Raw genomic sequence first — 20,014 nt, 5'->3', positions numbered from 1 at the left:
GTCCTTGGCGTCGAATTCGAAATCGAGCCACGAACCGCGATAGGGAATGACCCGCGCGGCGAACAGCAGCTTGCCCGAAGAGTGAGTCTTGCCGCGGTCATGGTCGAACAGCACGCCGGGCGAACGGTGCATCTGCGAGACGATCACACGCTCGGTACCGTTGATGATGAAGGTGCCGTTCTCGGTCATGAGCGGCATGTCGCCCATGTAGACATCCTGCTCCTTGATATCGAGAACGGAGCGGGTTTCGGTTTCCTGGTCCACTTCGAACACGATGAGGCGCAGCGTGACCTTCATCGGAGCGGCATAGGTGATTCCGCGCTGGCGACATTCGGTGGTGTCGTATTTCGGCTCTTCGAGCTCGTAATGGACGAAGTCGAGTTCGGCCGTGCCTGCAAAATCGCGGATCGGGAAGACGGAGCGCAGGGTCTTTTCGAGGCCCGAAACATATCCGACCGATGGATCGGAGCGCAGGAAGAACTCGTAGCTTTCGCGCTGGACCTCGATAAGGTTGGGCATGTCGACGACTTCGTGGATGTCGCCGAAAATCTTGCGGATACGCTTCTTCGCGGTGCCCTGAGCCTTGCGGGAGAGCTGCTTGCCCGTAGCCGGAGCTTTCGCCTTGGTTGCCATGAAGCTTCGTGCCTTTTTGCCTGTGCGCGCGAGACGGAATCGCCCGCGCATCTATGAATGTCGCTGCTTTACGCGATTGGGCTGCCATGAATGACGCGAAAAGGCCGCACGCCAGGACCCGTCTGTCGGACCGGTCGGCTGCAGCTCGGTGTTGCGTCGCGAATATGGCAGAGCGCCGCTTCCATCCCTGAACCGATCCCCCGCGTAAGGACCGACTTTGCTCGAAGCCGACGTGAAGGCGCGAACTAGGGGCACGGCTCCGCGATGTCAACGGCGAAGAGCGGACAGCCCGGACGAGTGCCGATGCGCACGGCCCATTTCAGTGATCCTGGCCTGGCAGGCTGACGGCGGAATATCAGGGCAGCAGACTCGCCCCACCTTCAGCGCGTCCAGCCGACAAGCCGCATTCCCAGTTGCGCACAACCCTTCGAACTGGCCGTCACAGATCTGGCTGACATTGTTTTTCGATATTATTGATTGACAATAAATCGGTCCCTGCCTAGATCGAGATTATCGAAATACAATATCATGCTTCAAGGAGATCGATATATGTCACCCGCCCTCAGCCGTTCGCTCGCCGCGATTGCCGCGCTTCTCATCGCTCTAAGCTCCATCGGCGCAATCACGGTGGTGCCCGATGCATCCGCCGCCCTTGTCACGCAGGGCGTCGCGATGCCCGCACTGGCCTGAGAATGACGGCAGCCTTCCTGACGGAGAAACGATCATGAAAGACAAACCGAACGACCTCCTGCTTCTCGCGGGGACGGTGCTTACCTACATCGCGCAAATCGGCCTCGCACTCGGCGGACTCGCAATTGCCATCGCGGCCCCGCTGATGCTGATCTTCAATGAGAAAGTGAGCGTCGAATTCGCCCAAAAAGTCGGTGAAGTGTCGGGCAGCATGTTCATCGCGATCACGCTCGGCCTGATGATTGTCGCATTTGGGATCATCGCCGCAGCCTTTGCCTTCTTCGGCAAATTGCGGGCGATCATTGCCAGTGTTGGCGAGGGTGATCCGTTCGCCCCCGAAAACGCTGATCGGCTGAACCTGATGGCGTGGCTGCTGCTCGGCATGCAGCTATTGATGATCCCAGCGATGGGCATCGGACTGATGTTGGCGAAATGGGCGGACGAAGTTGAGAATGCCGAGATCACGATCGATGCTGGTCTCGACATCGAGGGGATCCTGATGGTGATCGTGCTGTTCATCCTTGCCCGCGTGTTCAAGCATGGCGCGGCGATGCGCGAAGACCTCGAGGGGACCGTGTGATGCCCCCGCAAACCGACAATGCCGAAGGTGCCGCAATCATGGTCAGGCTAGACGATCTGCTGCACGAACGCCGCATGACTCTGACCGAGCTGGCCGAGCGGGTCGGGCTGACCCTTGCCAACCTCTCGATCCTGAAGACGGGCAAGGCCAAGGCGATCCGTTTCTCGACCCTCGCCGCGATCTGCCGGGAGCTCGACTGCCAGCCGGGAGACCTGCTGCGCTATGGCGACAGCGGCCCTCAGCCCCGGGAAGAGTAGCTGCCAGCCCCCGGCGAGTGCCGAGTGTTTGCTTGACAATCGATCCGCGCAAGGTAAAGGCCCGGCGCGTCCGGCGGGTCTTTTCGCGCCGGGCATCCGTCCGAGACAGTTGGTGACCGGGATTGGCCGGTCTTAATTTCCAGCCTAGACGGGGAAAAGAGTTTTCAGGCCCCCCTCCACCGGTGGCCAATCCGGCGCAACGCGCCGTCTCCTTCCCTTGTCAACGGACTTGAGCCTGTGCCGATGCTCGGCATGGGCGAATGTGAGCCGGTCGTGCGGGGAGCCATCCCCCGCGACCATTAGTGAAGGAGTATGGCATGGATCGTTCGCAAAAAACCGAAGCGGTCGCCCAGCTCAATGCGGTCTTCAACGAGGTCGGCGTGGTGGTTGTCACCCGCAATCTCGGCATGACGGTGGCACAGTCCTCCGAACTGCGGAACAAGATGCGCGAAGCTGGTGCTTCCTACAAGGTTGCGAAGAACCGTCTCGCCAAGCTCGCCCTGCAGGACACCGATTACGTCGGAATCGGGGATTTTCTCTCCGGCCCGACGGCGCTGGCCTGGTCGGAAGACCCGGTCGCGGCCGCCAAGGTCGCTGTCGATTTCGCCAAGTCGAACGACAAGCTCGAAATCGTCGGTGGTTCGATGGGTACGCAGGTGCTCGACGAAGCGGGGGTCAAGGCGCTCGCCTCGATGCCCAGCCTCGACGAGCTGCGCGGTACGCTTGTCGGTCTCATCAACGCCCCGGCGACCAAGATCGCCCAGGTCGTCAATGCGCCCGCCAACAAGCTTGCCCGTGTCTTCGGTGCCTATGGCGCCAAGGAAGACGCATAAGAGACGCTTTCGCACACGACGAAACATCATGGGACAGGGCAAAGGGCCTGTCGTCCCGCCACAATTTGGAGTGAAACATCATGGCCGATATTGCCAAGCTTGTTGAAGAACTTTCGAAGCTGACCGTCCTCGAGGCGGCCGAACTCGCCAAGGCGCTGGAAGAAGAATGGGGCGTCAGCGCCGCTGCGGCCGTCGCCGTGGCCGGCCCCGCCGCCGGTGGTGGCGGCGAAGCTGCCGCCGAAGAGGAAAAGGACGAATTCGACGTCATCCTTACCGGCGACGGTGGCAAGAAGATCCAGGTCATCAAGGAAGTCCGCGCCATCACCGGCCTGGGCCTCACCGAAGCCAAGGGTCTCGTCGAAGGCGCGCCCAAGCCGCTCAAGGAAGGCGTCAACAAGGAAGAAGCCGAAGAGATCAAGGGCAAGATCGAAGCCGCAGGCGGCACGGTCGAACTCAAGTAAGCTTCGAACTGCTATCGCAGATCGACGAAGGGCGGTGCCGGCGACGGCGCCGCCCTTTTCCTTTGCCCGCACGGTTTGGCCTTTCCTCACTCCCAAGCTGCGCCTATCCGGGCCGGCTTCATGAAGAACACGGTTCGCCTCGATACGCCCGGCTGGGGGCAGGAACTGCGCGCGACGACCATGCTCGCCGCGCCCCTGGCGGCTGCCAGCCTCCTCCAGATGGCGACCTATGCTATCGACGTGATCTTCATCGCGCGGCTGGGCGACGAAGAGCTCGCCGCATCCGCGCTCGTCGTTTCGCTGTTCGGGCTCGTGCTGTGGGCGCTCACCGCGCTGACGGGCGCGGTCGCCCCGCTCATCGCAGAAGCGATCGGGGCGCGCTCCGTCTCCTTCCGCCCGGTCCGGCGCGCGACCCGCATGGCGCTCTGGCTGGCGGTTATCACGGGTGTTCTCGGCATGGGCCTGTGCCTGCTGCTCGATCCCGTCATGCAGCTGACCGGGCAGCAGGCGACGATCATCGACCTTGCCGACGACTACAACATGGTGATCGTGTTCTCGCTGGTCCCGATGCTGATTGCGGCGGTGCTGCGCAACTATGTCTCCGCGCTCGGTCGGCCGATTTTCGCAACCGCGATCACGGCGCTCGGCATCTTCGTCAACGGGGCCGCGAATTACGCCTTCATCTTCGGCAATTTCGGCGCGCCCGAACTGGGCTTGCAAGGCGCTGCGGTCGCGACGATCATCACCGCACTGTTCACACTTGCCGCCTATGTGCTCACGATCCTCGCCGACCCGGCGCTTGGGCGCTACCGTATCTTCTACCGGTTCTGGCGACCCGACTGGGCGCGCATGTGGCAAATCGTGAGGATCGGCACGCCTATCGCGCTCACCGTGACGGCAGAGGCAGGAATTTTCGGTGCCGCGGCATTTCTCATGGGGCGCTTTGGCGCGGCCGAGCTCGCCGGGCACACCGTCGCGCTGCAGCTTGCCGCATTGGCATTCCAGGTTCCTTTCGGCGTGGGGCAGGCGGCGACGATCCGGGTGGGCTATTTCTACGGCGCGCGCGATCCCGACGGCATCAGGCGCGCAGGCTGGGTAGCCTTGGCGCTGGGCGCGGGTTTCATGAGCCTCACGGCCACCGCGATGATCGCCGCACCCTATGCGTTACTGTCGATCTATGTCGATCCCTATGCCGCCAGGAACGCGGCGCTTGTCGGCTTCGCGCTGCAATATCTGGCGCTCGCCGCCGCCTTCCAGCTCGTCGACGGGGTGCAGGCCGTCGCGGCGGGGGCCCTGCGCGGTCTGCAGGACACGCGCATCCCCATGTGGATCGCGATTTTCAGCTATTGGGTGCCCGGTTTCGGAGCAGCGATCGGGCTCGGATTCTTCACTCCGCTCGAAGGCATCGGCGTGTGGATCGGCCTGGCCTCGGGCCTGTCCTGCGCCGCGGTGCTGCTGACATGGCGCTGGACCCGGCGCGAGCGGCTCGACCTCGTGCGCCGCGCTGCCTGAACCGCGCGCCGCGCGCACCGGGATGCGGGTGCAAATTTTTTCATGAACCTCGCTTGACTCTGCACGGGCGCGCAACCACATCCGCGTCGCTGGCACTCTCGAGGGGAGAGTGCCAACAATCTTAGCAAACCAACGAGAAAGGTCATTACCTATGGCATTTCGTCCGCTGCACGACCGCGTTGTGGTCCGTCGCATCGAAGCCGACCAGAAGACCGCAGGCGGCATCATCATTCCCGACAGTGCGCAGGAAAAGCCGAGCGAAGGCGAAATCATCGCCGTCGGCGACGGCGCTCGTGACGACGACGGCGACCGCATCCCGATGGATGTCAAGGCTGGCGACCGCGTGCTGTTCGGCAAGTGGTCCGGCACCGAAGTCAAGATCGACGGCGAAGACCTGCTGATCATGAAGGAAAGCGACATCATGGGGATCATCGGCTGATCGGCCACCCTGACGTTCTTTCATTTCAACCCTTAATCCAGGAGAAAGACCAATGTCTGCCAAGGACGTGAAATTCTCGCGCGATGCCCGCGAACGCATCCTCAAGGGCGTCGACACGCTCGCCAATGCGGTCAAGGTGACGCTCGGCCCCAAGGGCCGCAACGTCGTGATCGACAAGAGCTTCGGCGCGCCGCGCATCACCAAGGACGGCGTCACCGTCGCCAAGGAAATCGAGCTTTCCGACAAGTTCGAGAACATGGGCGCGCAGATGCTGCGCGAAGTCGCCAGCAAGACCAATGACCTCGCCGGTGACGGCACCACGACCGCGACCGTTCTCGGCCAGTCGATCGTGACCGAGGGCATGAAGTCGGTCGCCGCCGGCATGAACCCGATGGACCTCAAGCGCGGCATCGACCTTGCCGTCGGCAAGGTCGTCGAAGACCTCAGGAACCGCTCTAAGGACGTCTCCGGCTCGTCCGAAATCGCCCAGGTCGGCGTGATCTCGGCCAATGGCGACAAGGAAGTCGGCGAGAAGATCGCCGAAGCCATGGACAAGGTCGGCAAGGAAGGGGTCATCACCGTCGAGGAAGCCAAGGGCCTCGAATTCGAGCTCGATGTCGTCGAAGGGATGCAGTTCGACCGCGGCTATCTTTCGCCCTACTTCATCACCAACCCCGACAAGATGACCGTGGAACTGGATAACCCCTACATCCTCATCCACGAGAAGAAGCTGTCGAACCTCCAGTCGATGCTGCCGATCCTCGAAGCGGCGGTGCAGTCTGGCCGTCCGCTGCTCATCATCGCCGAGGACATCGAGGGCGAGGCGCTCGCCACGCTCGTCGTCAACAAGCTGCGCGGCGGCCTCAAGGTCGCGGCGGTCAAGGCCCCCGGCTTCGGCGATCGCCGCAAGGCCATGCTGCAGGACATCGCGATCCTGACCAAGGGCGAAATGATCAGCGAAGACCTCGGCATCAAGCTCGAGAACGTTACGCTGGGCATGCTGGGTGAAGCCAAGCGCGTCACCATCGACAAGGACAACACCACCATCGTCGACGGCGCAGGCAGCGAGGACGACATCAAGGCGCGTGTCGCCGAGATCAAGACCCAGATCGAGAACACCACCAGCGACTACGACAAGGAAAAGCTCCAGGAGCGCCTTGCCAAGCTCGCGGGCGGCGTTGCCGTGATCAAGGTCGGCGGTGCGTCCGAAGTCGAGGTGAAGGAGCGCAAGGACCGCGTCGACGACGCGCTTCACGCGACCCGCGCCGCGGTGGAAGAAGGCATCGTCCCGGGCGGCGGCACCGCGCTGCTCTACGCCTCCAAGGTCCTCGAAGGGCTCAAGGGCGAGAACGACGACCAGACCCGCGGCATCGACATCGTGCGCCGCGCGATCCTCGCTCCGGTCCGTCAGATCGCCGCGAATGCCGGCCATGACGGCGCGGTGGTTTCGGGCAACCTGCTGCGTGAAGGTGACGAATCGCAGGGCTTCAACGCCGCGACCGACACCTACGAAAACCTCGTCGAGGCGGGCGTGATCGATCCGACCAAGGTCGTGCGCACCGCGCTGCAGGACGCGGCTTCTGTGGCCGGCCTGCTGATCACGACCGAGGCCGCGATCACGGAGATCCCGGAAGACAAGTCGAACGCCCCCGCAATGCCCGACATGGGCGGCATGGGCGGCATGGGCGGCGGCATGGGCTTTTAAAGCCCCGCGCGCCACTCTCGGCTCGAAACAGGAAGCCCCGCCGGAGCGATCCGGCGGGGCTTTTTGCTGTGCCGAATCCGACCCGGCGATGATATCCTGTCACCATGCAGGAGGCTGGCATGAACGACTTGGAGCGGTGGTGGGGCACCCTTGAGGCGCTGGACACCGTGTTCGGTATTGCCTTCGCGGTCATCGCCTTCGTCGGCTGGGCCATCGCCGTGCGAAACTGGCTGCGGTATCGCAAGCTCACCAAAACACAGGCCCGTCTGGAACAGCGCGCCTCGACCCTCCTCGTCGATCTCGACGAAGCGGCGAAGGAGAACGCCCGGCTCGCCGAGCAGCGCGATTCCTGGATTCCCGCCAAGTGGCTCGCCGCTGCGGACGGCGAGGCCGCAGCGGGCAACGAGGCGAAAGCGATCGACCTGCTCGATCAGGGATACCAGAAAGTGCGCGAGGATCTCGGCCGCGTGGCCCATCGCATCGCCGAATTCCATGCCAGCCGCATGATCGGGTCCGACGCCGCGTTCGAGCACGAATCCGCCCGGCGGCTGACGCAGGTGGCGCGCGGCCTCGCCCCGTCCCGCCGCGAGATCGCCGAGCTCGCCGAGGAAATGGAAGCGATCGAGATCGTCGACGAAGAGCCGCTGCGGATCGCCGCCTCGCGCTTCGACGCGGCAACGCCGGACGAGGCAGTGCGCGTGATCGGCGCGGCGCTTACCGCCAACCGGCGACTGTTCGAACAGGGGCGATACCGGGTGTGCATCCTGCTGTGCCGCCGGGCCGTGAAACTGGCGAAGCGCCACGGGCTGGAGACGAGCGAGATCGGCCTTTTGGCCCGTTGGGCGCTGGCTCAGTCGCTTGAATTCGGGGGGCAATACCAGGAGGCTTTCGACACCGTGCGCGACCTGCTGCCTGTCCGAGAGCGCGTGCAAGGCGACGAGCATCCGGATGTGCTCACCACCCGCTACCTCGAGGCCGCGATCCTCCGCGATCTCGGGCAATTTGACGACGCGCTCACCGCCGTGCGCAACCTGCTGCCTGTCGAGAGCCGTGTGAAAGGCGACGAGCATCCGGACGTGCTCATCACCCGTCGCCTGCACGCCGAGATTTGCCTCGCGGCGGGCGACGCGCGGGGGGCGCAGGACGAATTGTCGCCCGTCCTTGCCCTGCAGCGCGACCGGCTCGGCCCCGCTTATTCCGATACGCTGGAAAGCGAACTGGTCGGGCTCGAAATCCTGGTGGCGCTCGGGCGCCCGGACGAGGCTCTGGCAGAGATCGATCGCGTGCACGATGCGCTGCTGGCCGCCACCGGGCCGGGTCACGTCCGCGTCCGCCAGGCCGAACAGCTGCGTCAGCAGCTGCGCGGCGACGAGCGAGGATCGGCCGCATGAAGCGCCAATCGCCCGTGACGGTGCGCCACGCAACGAATGGCGGCGCGGCGCGTTGGTGCGGTAAAGGAGAAAAGCGATGAAGCTACCCGCAAAAGCCCATGTCGCGCTTGTCGATGGAGAGACGTTTCGCCTGTTCCGCAATGACGGCCAGATCTTCGATCCCAAGCTGGTGGCCGAAGACAGGCCCGAACTCGACGCGACCAATTTCAGCGCCGGGATCCGCCACCAGGACGATGTCGGCCAGCGCCACGGGCGGACCGATCTCAACGAGCTCGCCCACGGCGCGGCGGCGGCGGAATGGCTCAACGAACAAGCGATCGCGGGCCGGATCGACGACCTGCTGGTGATCGCCGATCCCAAGACGCTGGGCGAGATGCGCCAGCACTATCACACCGAGCTGAAGAAGCGGCTGGTCGGCGAGATCGACAAGACGCTGACCAATGCCTCGACCGGGGATATCGAAAAGGCGATCGCCGCCGCCTGATCCGGGAGGTGCCGGAACGCCTCGCGGCATCCCGCGCGTCCGATCCGTTGGGCCGCATTTCCTACCTCGCCCGCGCCCGTTAGAGCGCGCGAGGCTCTTTGGCATGGTGAGGAGGAAGACTGCGTCCCTAAACGGGCATTTCCGGCGCTCGCCCCCAAGTGTCCGGCGCACGCAATTCGCGTTCAAGCGACTGATTTGGAAAGTCAAATGGGCAAGGGTCAAAGGTGACAGGGTGTAACCTTTGTCACCTTTTTGCGCTCCCGACCGGCGCGGCGCGTGGCCATCGCGCGCCGCGCCATGTAAGGGGTCAGCCGCCCTTGCGGCTCGCCTCGGCGGCCTCGATCGCGGCATCGGACCACGTCACTTCGGTCTGGGTCTGCGGGTTGAAGCGCTGCCCGGCATAGGATGCCGCCTCGGCCGCGGCGATTTCCGCTTCGGTCAGGTGCTCGCTCGGCTCCAGCGCGAAGACGTCGACGCCGCGGGTGATCTCGGTCCCGTAGATCCGGCCGTCGTACCAGTAGGACGACCAGTATCCGCCGACGACCATCTGTTCGTCGCTGATCGGGCCACGGTCGAAGAAGGCGATTTCCTGCGGATTTGCGGCATCGGTGAAATCGACCACGGAAATGCCGCCCTGGTACCACGACTGCACGAAGATATCGCGCCCCGGCACCGGGATGATCGAGCCGTTATGCGCGACGCAGTTTTCCATGTCGGTCTGCGGCGCGGGCATCTTGTAATGGCTGCGATATTCGAGCTTGCCGTCGACGATCTCGTAGATCGCGTCCGCGCCCCAGTCCATCGGGTCCGAAGCGCGGCAGCGCGGCCGCCCGCCACCGCCCCATTCGTCGGTGAAGATCACCTTGGTCCCGTCATTGTTGAAGGTCGCCGAATGCCAGTAGGCGAACCCCTTGTCGAAGACCGCGTCGATCCGCTTGGGATTGTAGGGGTCGGAGATGTCCATCAGGATGCCGTTGCCCGAACACGCCCCGGCGGCGAGGTTCTTGGACGGGAACACGGTGATGTCGTGGCACTGGTCGGTGCGGCGGGTGTATTGCGCCCCGTCCCCGCTTTCGCCGCCCTTCCACAGGCCGGCGATCTCGCCCGTCTCGTTATCCGCGAAGACGCGCGGGCTCTTGACGATCCGCGCCTTAGACGGGTCGGCGAGCGGGATCTCGATCACGTCGATGCTGAAATAGGCGGTGCGGCTGGAGGCCGGGTTGTCGACGCAGCGGGCGAGTTCTTCGCCGTCGCGTACGCTGGAGGTGCCGGAATTGTAGACGACGATCTTCTCTTCGTCGGCGCTCACGATCGAATGGGTGTGGCTCCCGCGACAGGTCTGTACCCCGCCGACCTGGCGCGGGCGGCGCAGGTCCGAGATGTCAAAGATGCGCAAGCCCCGGAAGCGTTCGTCGCTGACATCCTCTTCGACGCCCTCAAGTCCGCAATCGACGCGGCCGCGGGTCTGCTCGACGCTCATAACGAGGATATCGCCGACGACCGAGACGTCGCCCTGCCCGCCCGGGCAGACGACCGAGGACAAGAGCGCGGGCACGCCGTCCGCGCCGAGGCTGTAGATATTGAAGCCGTGGTAATTGCCGGCGACCATGATGTCGTCGAAGAACGCCATGTCCGTATTTGCAAAATCGAGCAGCGGCGAGCGTTCGGCAAACTGGGTGAGGCTTTCCTCTTCCTCGTCCATCCGGGTGGGGGTTTCCCCGTCCTCGTCCGGTGCGGCGATCTCTTCGGCTTCGTCGGCTTCGACCTGCTCCATCTCGTCCTCGCGCGGCGGAACCACGGGGCGCAGGTCGGCCGGGTTGTCCGGATTGAAGAAGCCGGCGGGCTTCCTCAGGCTCGCAACGAGCCGAAGGTTGGAGATCGCTTCGCCCGCATCGTCGAAGCCTGCGGCGAGCCCGGCACGCGGATCGGGCGACAGCCCGGCGAGCAGGACGTCCATCCGCTCGATTTCGCTCTTCTGGTCGTTCTCGACATCCCCGATAAAGCGATACAGGATCGGATCGGCGGCGCTGCCAGGCTGGGCGAGCAGCTTGTCGACCATGTCGAGCGCACCTTCGTGATGGGCGATCATGAGGGTGAGGAACTGGCGGTCGAACTCGGTGCCTTCAGCGGCGGCAAGCGCTTCCATCTGCTCGGGCGTCGCCATGCCCATCATCGCGTGGTGCTTGCCGTGGTCGTGGCCCGCCATCATCGTCATCTCGACCGGCTCGCCCCGCGCTTCGAGCCATTCGCGCATGAAAGTCATCTCGTCGTCCTGTCCGGCCCCGATCCGCCCGGCGACCGCGACGAGTGCCTCGGTGTTGGTCCGATCCTTGACCAGTGCGGCCATCTCAACCGCCTGAGCGTGGTGGACGATCATGTCCTGCATGAACTTGACATCGGCTCTGGTATAGCTCGACCCGGCAAGTTCGACCGCCTCCTCGGCCGAAAGGTCACGACTGTCCTCACCCGGCGCGCCGGGTTGAACGATCGGCGCGCTCTGGGCGAAAGCGATGGTGGAAGAGCCCACCAGCAGCGCGGCAAGGGTGGCGCGCGCGGCGGTGGCTCTCGGAAGAAGGTCGGTCATGGTGGTCCCCGTGAACAAAGTCATTGACCGGTAGACTGCCGCAGCGGGCGATGCAGTCAAGGCCCGATCCTGACGAACCCGCTTTGAATCGACGAATGTCGCGCGGGAGCCGACCGAGATGCCCACGGATTGGCGGAGCGAGAGCACAGGATGGGGTATGCACACCGTGTCCCCCGCACCATTCGCCGCACCCACGCGCGCCCAGCCCTTGCCGAACGCATTGGCAGGGCACTAGGAACAGGTGTTAAGACAGCGGCAATCACAGGGATGTAGTGTCACACCATGGTCCGAAAGCAGCGATCCACCATCCTAGCCTTTTTGATCGGTGTCCTGGCATTGCTGGGAGCACCGCTCCAGGCCCAAAGCACCGAGCTCGCTTCGCGCTTCGACAATGCGTTCGGCACCGAGCTGCGCACGCCCCAGACCTTCGAGGCGATCTATGAAAGCCGGTTCGAGCAGCGCATCGCCGAATTGGCCGACGGGTCGAACGGGCGGATCGGCGTGGCGGCGCTCGATCTTGCAAGCGGGGAACAGATCGCGGTTCTGGGCGACCAGCTCTTCCCGATGGCGTCGACAAGCAAGATCGCGATCGCGGCAACCTATCTCGACATGGTCGAAAAGGGCCAGTTTTCGCTGACCTCGGAATGGCCGCTGATGATCCCGATCCGTTCGGCCAAGTTTTCCTCGCCCATCGCACCGGTGCGCGAGGGCAAGTACATGCAGGCCATCGATTTGATCGAACTCATGATCACGCGGTCGAGCAACCCGGCGACCGACGCGCTCCTCGCCGCAGTCGGCGGGCCCGCCAAGGTGACCGAATGGGTGCGCCGCCAGGGCATCAACGAATTCAGCATCGACCGCGATATCGCAACGCTGGTGCGCGACGACGGCGAATACGATCCCGCCAGCTGGATCGACCCGCGCGATTCCGCCACGCCCAAGGCCATGGTGCGGCTTCTGCAGGGGCTTTACCGGGGCGATTTCCTTTCCGACACGCACCGCCAGGTGCTGCTCGGCGCGATGAGCCGCACCGTCACCGGAAAGCGCCGGATCGTCGCCAACATGCCCGATGAGGCTGTGGTGAGCCACAAGACCGGCTCGCTCAACAACACGTCGAGCGATATCGGCATCATCGAATATCCCGACGGCCGCGCCATCGCGGTGGCGATCTATGTCACCGGCCAAGGCTCGCGTCTTGCCCGGGAGCGGCGCATCGCGGCGATCGCCCGGGCGCTTTACGACGGCTTCGAGGCCAAGGCACGCCTCAGGCCAGATGACGGAATCAACTGGACGAGCGCACCGCGCACTGGCGGATGACTTCCACCTGATCTCAAAATGAAAAGGGGCGGTGCTTGCCGGCACCGCCCCTCTTTCGTGCCGCGTCCGGCCCGCAATGCGGGTGGGCGCGGATTACATGTCGGCAATCGCCTTTTCGGCAGCGGCTTCGCCCTTTTCGACCGCCTTGTCGACCGCCTTGTCGATCATGCGCGAGGCGGCATCGCCAGCAGCGCTGGTTTCGGCGGCGGCCTCTTCGGCGGCTTCGTCCATGGCTTCGCCGGCCTCGGCAGCGCCCTCTTCCATCTCGGCCATGCCTTCACCGGCAGCGGCCCCGGCGTCGTCGGCCGCGCCCTCGGCAGCGGCGGTCGCATCTTCGGCGACGGATTCCGCATCGGCATTCATCTCCGCAACGGTCTCGTCGGCGCTTTCGGCGGTTTCGCCGCACGCGGCAAGGCCAAGAGCCGAGGTCGCGACAGCGGCAACCAGAACAATCTTACGCATGAGTTATACTCCTTATCCAGCGATTGAATGACACGCGGCCCCGTCTCCAACGCCGCAAGAAAGCCGGATCGCGCTCCGGGTTTCGAAGTGCGAATAAAGGCAGAAATGTGGCAGGACAAGGACATTATGGCAGTTTCGCCACAATCGCGCGCCTTTTCGGCGGACGGCTCATTCCCGAAGAATGCAAGGCCCGGCGAGGTTGAGCAAAGCGGCTTACGCCCGCCTGCGCGCGGTGCTAGCAGGCCGGTATGGGAACGAAGCGCAACCATCTCTATCTCGTCGACGGCTCCTCCTACATATTCCGGGCCTATCACCGACTGCCACCGCTGACCGATCCCGAAGGCACGCCGGTGGGCGCGGTCTACGGCTATACGACAATGCTGTGGAAGCTCGCCGAAGACCTCGACGCAGCGGAAGGACCGACCCATCTTGCGGTGATCCTCGACAAGGATTCCACGAGTTTTCGCAACGACATCTATCCTGAATACAAGGCCAACCGACCCGAACCGCCCGAGGACCTGCGCCCGCAATTCCCGTTGATCCGCGATGCGACCCGCGCCTTCAGCCTGCCCTGCATCGAGGAAGCGGGGCTTGAGGCGGACGACCTCATCGCCTCCTACGCCCGCGAAGCGCAGCGGCAGGGGTGGGACGTGACGATCGTCTCTAGCGACAAGGACCTGATGCAGCTCGTCGGCGAGGTCGATGGCCCGAACGGCCCGGCCCGGATCGACATGCTCGACACGATGAAGAGCCAGCGGCTCTACATCCCCGAGGTCGAAGCCAAGTTCGGTGTCGGCCCCGAACTGGTCGGCGACGTGCTCGCGCTGATGGGCGACAGCGTCGACAATATTCCCGGCATATACGGCATCGGCCCGAAGACCGCTAGCAAGCTCATCGCAGAACACGGCTCGCTCGCCGCCGCACTCGACCAGGCACCCGAAATGAAGAAATCAAAGCTCAAGGAGCGCCTTATCGAAGGCCGCGCCGACGCCGAGATGAGCCGGGTGCTCGTGACGCTGCGCGAGGATTGCGACCTGCCCCAGCCGCTCGACGAGATGCGACTGGACAAGATCCCGCCCGAACCGCTCGCCGCCTTCCTCGAAAAGCACGGCTTCACCTCGCTGCTTCGGAGGCTCGGCAACGGCCATGGCAGCCCGGAGCGGCCGAACAACCTCGACCCCGCAGGCGACAAACGCGCGGGCGACAACGGCACGCCGGATGGCAATCGCCAGCCGCCGCCCGAAATGCCACCCGTCGATCGCAGCGCCTACAGGACCGTCCAGACCATGGAGGCGCTCGAAGAATGGGTGGAACGGGCACGAACCGCACGGCTGGTCGCGGTCGATACCGAGACCTCATCGCTCGATGCGATGCAGGCCGACCTCGTCGGGATAAGCCTTGCGGTCGGGCCGAACGATGCATGCTACATCCCGCTTGACCATCGCTCGGGCGACATGTTCGGCGAAAAACCGCAGCAGGTCGAACGCGACGCAGCCCTTGCCATGCTGCGTCCCTTGCTCGCCGACGATGCCGTCACCAAGGTCTTCCAGAACGGGAAATACGATCTTAACGTACTTGCCCGCCACGGTGTCGAAGTTGGTCCCGTCGACGACACGATGATCATCAGCTTCGCGCTCGATGCGGGGCGCTCGCAGGACGGTATCGGCGGCGGGCACGGCATGGACGAATTGTGCAAGCGCCACCTCGCCCACACCGCGATCGCCTACAAGGACGTTTGCGGGACCGGCAAGAAGGCGATTCCATTCGGCGAGGTGCCACTGGACCGTGCGACCGAATATGCCGCCGAGGACGCGGACATCACGCTGCGGCTCCATACGCTGCTCAAGCCCCGCCTCGCGGTTGAGGGCGGCAGCCGTATCTACGAACGCGTAGACCGCCCGCTGATACCGGTCGTGGCAGCGATGGAGCGCGAGGGGATCAAGGTGGACCGCGCGCGGCTGGCCAAGCTCTCGGAAGAATTCGCCAGGGAAATCGGCCGGCTCGAAGGCGAAATCCACGCAGCCGCCGGACAAGAATTCACCGTCGGCAGTCCCAAGCAGCTTGGAGATATCCTGTTCGACAAGCTGGGCTATAAGGGCGGACGCAAGGGCAAGAGCGGGCAATATTCGACCGATGTCTCGGTGCTCGAAAAGCTTGCCGCTGAAGGTGCGCCGATCGCGCGACTGGTGCTTGAATGGCGCCAGCTGTCCAAGCTCAAGTCGACCTATACCGATGCGCTGCAGGCGGCGATCAATCCGGAGACGGGCCGCGTGCACACCAGCTACAGCCTCGTGGGCGCACAGACCGGGCGATTGAGTTCGACCGATCCGAATCTCCAGAACATACCCGTGCGCACGGCCATCGGGCGGCAGATCCGCGAGGCTTTCGTGCCGGAGGACGGCAATGTCCTGCTTGCCGCCGACTATTCGCAGATCGAGCTGCGCCTCGCCGCGCACATGGCCGATGTCGACACGCTCAAACAGGCCTTCGCAAAGGGCGAGGACATCCACGCCCGCACCGCGACCGAGATGTTCGGCGAAGTCACCCGCGACACCCGCGCGCGGGCCAAGACGATCAACTTCGCGATCCTCTACGGCATTTCGCGCTGGGGGCTCGCCGCTCGTCTCGAAGTCGATCCGGACGAAGCGCAGGACATGATCGACACCTATTTCCAGCGCTTCCCCGGCATCCAGCGTTACATCGCCGAAACGCTCGAGACCGTGCGTGAGCGCGGCTATTCGCAGACGCTGTTCGGTCGCAAGACGTGGTTTCCGCGGATCAATTCGAAGAACCAGGCCGAACGCCAGGGTTCCGAGCGCGCCGCGATCAACGCGCCGATCCAGGGGACGAGCGCGGACATCATCAAGCGTGCGATGGTGCGGATGCTGCCGGCCCTGCGCGATGCGGGCCTTCCGGATGTGCGCATGCTGCTGCAGGTCCACGACGAACTCGTATTCGAACTGCCAGAAGGCGATGTCGCCGCCGCCTCGCCGGTGATCGAGCGGGTCATGGCCGAGGCAGCGCAGCCCACCGTCGAGCTCGACGTGCCACTAGGGGTGGAGATCGGGACAGGAGCGTCTTGGGATGCGGCACACTGAAAGTGACGCGGCACCCCTGGCCGTATAGGTTCACGCGCCATGGAAGATTGGATCGATCAGGCCCGGGATTACCTGCCCAGCGACTGGGGTAGCGTCGCCGGAGCATGCATCGCGGCTGGCCTCGCGGTCGGCCTGGCCCTTCTCGTCCATCGCATCGTCTTTCGCGCACTGCGCCGTGTCGCTCGTTCGAGCGAAAGCGAGGCCGACGATATTGTCGTGCGCGAGCTGGTCCGCCCGACCCGCTGGGCGATCGTCGCGCTTGCCCTCGTGCTGGCTGCCCGCACCATGCCGCTGCTCGACACGGTCTGGCAGGCGATCGCGGGATTCGTGCTCCCTGCCCTGATCGGCTGGATCGCGCTTTCGATCATGCAGGCGACGGTCAAGGCACTCGAACTGCGCGCGGACATCTCGATCGAGGACAATCTGGAGGCGCGCAGGCGCCGAACGCGGCTCGCGATCTTCAGCAGGATGGGGACCTTTGCGATCGTGTTCGTAACGATCGGCCTCATGCTGCTGTCGATACCCGGCATACGCGACATCGGTGTCACGCTGATGGCTTCGGCGGGTCTTGCCGCACTGGCGGTGGGTGCGGCGGCGCAACCGGCGCTCAAGGCACTGATAAGCGGCCTGCAGATGGCGCTGACGGAACCAATCCGGATCGATGACGTCGTCATCATCGAGGGCGAATGGGGCCGGATCGAGGACATCCGCACGACCTATGTCGTGGTCCGTATATGGGACGAACGGCGGCTGATCGTGCCGGTGAACAAGTTTCTTGAAGAGAGTTTCCAGAACTGGACCCGTCGCGAATCGCAATTGCTGGGCACGGTTTTCCTGCATCTCGACCCGATGGCGGACGTGACGAAGGTGCGCGCCAGATACGAAGAACTGATCGAACAAAACCCGCTCTGGGACCGCAGGGTGCAGGTGGTGCAGGTGACCGACACCGCCCCCGACTACATGGAGGTCCGGCTCCTGATGAGTGCGAGGGATGCCGGGACCGCTTTCGATCTCAGGTGCCAGATCCGCGAGGCGATGATGGCTTTCATCCGGGACGAAATGCCCGAAGCGATAGCGCGGCGGCGGTGGGAGCCAATCGACAAGGACGAGCCCGGCATCCTGCCGGGATGAAGCGACGCCGATCCGTTCAGCCGTGCTTCTTGTCGCGCACCGGTTCGAGCGTTTCGGGAACGACGAAGCCGATCGGCTGGACTTCGGCTGCGCGTGTCTTGAGCTCGCCCTGCATCCTGCGATATTCGTCTTCCATCTTCGCGGTGACGGTCGCGCGCGAATCCTTGAGCGCGGCCTTGAAATCCTCGGCCTCGACGGCGCTTACCTCGCTTCCGATCCGGCGAAGCGCGCCGAGCCCCGCGCGGCGGACGACGTCCTCTAGATCGGCGCCGGTAAAGCGTTCGGTCTCCGCCGCGATCGCGGCGAGGTCGACATCATCGGCCAATGGCATGTCGGCCGCGTGGATGCGCAGGATATGTTCCCGCCCGGCCTTGTCGGGAGTGCTCACGAAGACCAACTCGTCGAACCGTCCGGGCCGAAGCAGCGCAGGGTCGACCAGGGTCGGCCGGTTGGTCGCACCGATCACCACGACCGATTGCAATTCCTCCAGCCCGTCCATCTCCGCGAGGATCGTGTTGACGACCCGCCCCGTCACCTGCGGTTCGCCCTGCGAGGAACCGCGGGCAGGCACGAGACTGTCGATTTCGTCGATGAAGACGACACAGGGGGCAACCGCCCGGGCGCGGGCGAACATCCTCGCGATCTGCTGCTCGCTTTCGCCATACCATTTGGACAGCAGGTCGGAGCTCTTCATCGAGATGAAGTTCGCCTCCGCCTCCTTGGCAACGGCCTTGGCCAGCAGGGTCTTGCCCGTCCCGGGCGGGCCATAGAGCAAAAAGCCCTTGGCCGGGCGGATCCCGAGACGGCGAAAGGCCTGCGGATTGCGCAGCGGCAGTTCGATACCCTCCTTGAGCCGTTCGATTGCCTCGTTCGCGCCGCCGATATCGGCCCACGCGACATTGGGCACCTGCACCATCACCTCGCGCATGGCCGAGGGCTGGATACGCTTCAGCGCCGAGAGAAAGTCTTCGCGAGTGACGCACAGATCCTCGAGCACGTCGGGAGGAATCGTGCGCGCGTCGAGATCGAGTCGCGGCATGATCCGGCGCACGGCATCGATCGCGGCCTCCCGCGCGAGCGCAGCGATGTCAGCGCCCACGAAACCATGGGTGACGCGCGCGAGCTCCTTGAGTTCGACCGCTTCTTCCAGTGGCATGCCGCGAGTGTGGATCGAGAGGATCTCGCGGCGGCCGCGCTCGTCCGGCACGCCGATCACGATCTCGCGGTCGAAACGCCCGGGCCGGCGCAGCGCCTCATCGATCGCGTCGGGCCGATTGGTGGCCGCGATGACGACGAGATTGGAGCGCGCCTCCAGCCCGTCCATCAGCGTGAGAAGCTGGGCAACGAGCCGCTTTTCCGCCTCGCCGGGGACTTGCTGGCGCTTGGGTGCGATCGAATCGATCTCGTCGATGAAAACGATGGCCGGCGCGGCGCGGCTCGCTTCCTCGAACACCTCGCGCAGGCGCTTTTCGGATTCGCCGTAACCCGAACCCATGATTTCGGGCCCGTTGATGGTGAAGAATTCCGCATCGCTTTCATTCGCGACCGCCTGGGCCAGCCGCGTCTTGCCGGTTCCGGGCGGGCCGTGAAGAAGCACGCCCTTGGGCGGATCGACACCCAGGCGGGTGAACAGTTCGGGATAGCGCAGCGGCAGTTCGACCATCTCTCGCAGTTGCTGGATCGTCTCGTCCATGCCGCCGACATCGTCGTAATTTACCACCGCGCGCGCATCGCGGGGCTCCTCGAATTCGGTGCGCAACTCGACTTCGGTGTTCTCGTCGATGTGAACGATGCCCTTGGGGCTGGTCGAGGCAACGGTGAGTCGGATCTGGGTCAGCGCATAGGCTGGCGCACGCAGCAATTGGCGCACGTCGGACGGCATGTTCTGCACCGGTTGCTGTCCCGTCGTCGCGACGAGATCACCCGCCACCAGCGGTTTTCGGAAGAAGTTTCGTTTGAGCGCCTGGGTCGGCCCCTGCAGCCGCATCTCGCGCTGGGCAGGCGCAAAGACGACGCGGGTGGCCGGGCGCGAGCGGGCCGCGCAAATCTCGACATGCTCGCCCGAGGCGGCTTCGGCATTGCCGCGCTGGAGGCCATCGAGACGCACCACGTCGAGCGTTTCGTCCTCGGGATAGGCGGCCATGGCGATTCCGGCGGTCGAACGCTTACCTGCGATCTCGACCACATCGCCCTCGGTGATGCCGAGCGCCTGGAAGGCCGAGCGCGGCATGCGCGCTATCCCCTGGCCCGATTCCTCCTGGCGGGCGGGGGCGACCTGGAGACGCGCGGTGCGGGCGTCGTTCGCGGTATCGGCATCGGCCATGGACTCTCCTCCGGCGGCAGCGGACTGGTGTCGTCGCTAGCTAGGAAGGCCGGGAGGCTATTGCAAACCGTTGCCTGAACAGGCGCGGCGCGCCGCCTTGCCTGTCGGACGGCG

The 20,014-nt window shown here is 64.5% G+C and carries 16 protein-coding genes and 1 pseudogene; 13 read left to right on the top strand and 4 right to left on the bottom strand.

Going from position 1 to position 20,014, the window contains the following annotated elements; genetic code table 11:
- A pseudogene (locus RIB52_RS03970) lies at positions 1-633 on the bottom strand (DNA-directed RNA polymerase subunit beta); the annotation flags it as partial.
- A 549-nt stretch (positions 634-1,182) separates the two neighbouring features.
- On the opposite strand from RIB52_RS03970, the gene RIB52_RS03965 reads away from it, so the two are divergent.
- From RIB52_RS03965 to RIB52_RS03920, 10 genes are all read left to right on the top strand, one after another.
- Positions 1,183-1,323, top strand: coding sequence for a hypothetical protein (locus RIB52_RS03965; RefSeq protein WP_350173121.1), 141 nt, complete (start codon positions 1,183-1,185; stop codon positions 1,321-1,323).
- Between the two features lie 34 nt (positions 1,324-1,357).
- The gene (locus RIB52_RS03960; RefSeq protein WP_350173119.1) at positions 1,358-1,903 is read left to right on the top strand and encodes a DUF2975 domain-containing protein; all 546 of its coding nucleotides are present in this window, start codon (positions 1,358-1,360) and stop codon (positions 1,901-1,903) included.
- A complete protein-coding gene (locus RIB52_RS03955; RefSeq protein WP_350173117.1) occupies positions 1,903-2,160 on the top strand; it encodes a helix-turn-helix domain-containing protein in 258 nt (85 codons plus the stop codon). The genes RIB52_RS03960 and RIB52_RS03955 overlap by 1 nt, the downstream gene beginning before the upstream one ends.
- Before the next feature lie 317 nt (positions 2,161-2,477).
- Complete coding sequence (rplJ, locus tag RIB52_RS03950; protein WP_350173115.1) at positions 2,478-2,993, top strand: 50S ribosomal protein L10; 516 nt, start codon at positions 2,478-2,480, stop codon at positions 2,991-2,993.
- Between the two features lie 80 nt (positions 2,994-3,073).
- On the top strand, positions 3,074-3,454 hold the full coding sequence (gene rplL, locus RIB52_RS03945; protein WP_350173113.1) for a 50S ribosomal protein L7/L12: 381 nt from the start codon (positions 3,074-3,076) through the stop codon (positions 3,452-3,454).
- A gap of 120 nt (positions 3,455-3,574) precedes the next feature.
- Positions 3,575-4,966: an MATE family efflux transporter gene (locus tag RIB52_RS03940; protein WP_350173111.1), complete on the top strand. Its 1,392-nt coding sequence runs from the start codon at positions 3,575-3,577 to the stop codon at positions 4,964-4,966.
- Between the two features lie 151 nt (positions 4,967-5,117).
- On the top strand, positions 5,118-5,405 hold the full coding sequence (groES, locus tag RIB52_RS03935) for a co-chaperone GroES (RefSeq protein ID WP_034906569.1): 288 nt from the start codon (positions 5,118-5,120) through the stop codon (positions 5,403-5,405).
- 52 nt (positions 5,406-5,457) lie between these two features.
- Entirely contained in the window at positions 5,458-7,110 is a 1,653-nt protein-coding gene (gene groL, locus RIB52_RS03930; protein WP_350173108.1) for a chaperonin GroEL, read from the top strand.
- 119 nt (positions 7,111-7,229) lie between these two features.
- Entirely contained in the window at positions 7,230-8,501 is a 1,272-nt protein-coding gene (locus RIB52_RS03925) for a tetratricopeptide repeat protein (protein ID WP_350173106.1), read from the top strand.
- Positions 8,502-8,577: 76 nt separating this feature from the next.
- Positions 8,578-8,985, top strand: coding sequence for a host attachment family protein (locus RIB52_RS03920; RefSeq protein WP_350173104.1), 408 nt, complete (start codon positions 8,578-8,580; stop codon positions 8,983-8,985).
- 307 nt (positions 8,986-9,292) lie between these two features.
- On the opposite strand, the gene RIB52_RS03915 is transcribed toward RIB52_RS03920, so the two are convergent.
- A complete protein-coding gene (locus RIB52_RS03915; RefSeq protein ID WP_350173102.1) occupies positions 9,293-11,593 on the bottom strand; it encodes a DUF305 domain-containing protein in 2,301 nt (766 codons plus the stop codon).
- Between the two features lie 258 nt (positions 11,594-11,851).
- Between RIB52_RS03915 and RIB52_RS03910 the strand changes: the two genes are divergently transcribed.
- Positions 11,852-12,886, top strand: a complete 1,035-nt coding sequence (locus RIB52_RS03910; RefSeq protein WP_350173100.1) for a serine hydrolase — start codon at positions 11,852-11,854, stop codon at positions 12,884-12,886.
- 93 nt (positions 12,887-12,979) lie between these two features.
- Here RIB52_RS03910 and RIB52_RS03905 read toward each other — a convergent pair whose 3' ends face one another.
- On the bottom strand, positions 12,980-13,348 hold the full coding sequence (locus RIB52_RS03905) for a hypothetical protein (protein ID WP_350173098.1): 369 nt from the start codon (positions 13,346-13,348) through the stop codon (positions 12,980-12,982).
- Between the two features lie 248 nt (positions 13,349-13,596).
- Here RIB52_RS03905 and polA point away from each other — a divergent pair, with 248 nt between their 5' ends.
- Together polA and RIB52_RS03895 are read left to right on the top strand one after the other, a co-directional pair.
- Positions 13,597-16,446 carry a DNA polymerase I gene (gene polA, locus RIB52_RS03900; RefSeq protein ID WP_350173096.1) on the top strand — a complete coding sequence of 950 codons (2,850 nt, stop codon included), beginning with the start codon at positions 13,597-13,599 and terminating at the stop codon, positions 16,444-16,446.
- A gap of 39 nt (positions 16,447-16,485) precedes the next feature.
- The gene (locus RIB52_RS03895; protein ID WP_350173094.1) at positions 16,486-17,577 is read left to right on the top strand and encodes a mechanosensitive ion channel family protein; all 1,092 of its coding nucleotides are present in this window, start codon (positions 16,486-16,488) and stop codon (positions 17,575-17,577) included.
- 16 nt (positions 17,578-17,593) lie between these two features.
- Here RIB52_RS03895 and RIB52_RS03890 read toward each other — a convergent pair whose 3' ends face one another.
- Positions 17,594-19,900, bottom strand: a complete 2,307-nt coding sequence (locus RIB52_RS03890; protein ID WP_350173092.1) for a CDC48 family AAA ATPase — start codon at positions 19,898-19,900, stop codon at positions 17,594-17,596.
- Between the last annotated feature and the right edge of the window lie 114 nt (positions 19,901-20,014).

Origin of the sequence: Erythrobacter sp. (assembly GCF_040217515.1) — a bacterium.
Classification (GTDB): Bacteria; Pseudomonadota; Alphaproteobacteria; order Sphingomonadales; family Sphingomonadaceae; genus Erythrobacter.
The sequence above is the reverse complement of the archived record's forward strand: the minus strand, read 5'-3'. Positions and strand labels throughout refer to the sequence as shown.

Excerpts from the sequence above, each read along its gene's own strand:
- RIB52_RS03965 (WP_350173121.1), top strand. The coding sequence starts at position 1,183 with ATGTCACCCGCCCTCAGCCGTTCGCTCGCCGCGATTGCCGCGCTTCTC.
- RIB52_RS03960 (WP_350173119.1), top strand. The coding sequence starts at position 1,358 with ATGAAAGACAAACCGAACGACCTCCTGCTTCTCGCGGGGACGGTGCTT.
- RIB52_RS03955 (WP_350173117.1), top strand. The coding sequence starts at position 1,903 with ATGCCCCCGCAAACCGACAATGCCGAAGGTGCCGCAATCATGGTCAGG.
- rplJ (WP_350173115.1), top strand. The coding sequence starts at position 2,478 with ATGGATCGTTCGCAAAAAACCGAAGCGGTCGCCCAGCTCAATGCGGTC.
- rplL (WP_350173113.1), top strand. The coding sequence starts at position 3,074 with ATGGCCGATATTGCCAAGCTTGTTGAAGAACTTTCGAAGCTGACCGTC.
- RIB52_RS03940 (WP_350173111.1), top strand. The coding sequence starts at position 3,575 with ATGAAGAACACGGTTCGCCTCGATACGCCCGGCTGGGGGCAGGAACTG.
- groES (WP_034906569.1), top strand. The coding sequence starts at position 5,118 with ATGGCATTTCGTCCGCTGCACGACCGCGTTGTGGTCCGTCGCATCGAA.
- groL (WP_350173108.1), top strand. The coding sequence starts at position 5,458 with ATGTCTGCCAAGGACGTGAAATTCTCGCGCGATGCCCGCGAACGCATC.
- RIB52_RS03925 (WP_350173106.1), top strand. The coding sequence starts at position 7,230 with ATGAACGACTTGGAGCGGTGGTGGGGCACCCTTGAGGCGCTGGACACC.
- RIB52_RS03920 (WP_350173104.1), top strand. The coding sequence starts at position 8,578 with ATGAAGCTACCCGCAAAAGCCCATGTCGCGCTTGTCGATGGAGAGACG.
- RIB52_RS03915 (WP_350173102.1), bottom strand. The coding sequence starts at position 11,593 with ATGACTTTGTTCACGGGGACCACCATGACCGACCTTCTTCCGAGAGCC.
- RIB52_RS03910 (WP_350173100.1), top strand. The coding sequence starts at position 11,852 with ATGGTCCGAAAGCAGCGATCCACCATCCTAGCCTTTTTGATCGGTGTC.
- RIB52_RS03905 (WP_350173098.1), bottom strand. The coding sequence starts at position 13,348 with ATGCGTAAGATTGTTCTGGTTGCCGCTGTCGCGACCTCGGCTCTTGGC.
- polA (WP_350173096.1), top strand. The coding sequence starts at position 13,597 with ATGGGAACGAAGCGCAACCATCTCTATCTCGTCGACGGCTCCTCCTAC.
- RIB52_RS03895 (WP_350173094.1), top strand. The coding sequence starts at position 16,486 with ATGGAAGATTGGATCGATCAGGCCCGGGATTACCTGCCCAGCGACTGG.
- RIB52_RS03890 (WP_350173092.1), bottom strand. The coding sequence starts at position 19,900 with ATGGCCGATGCCGATACCGCGAACGACGCCCGCACCGCGCGTCTCCAG.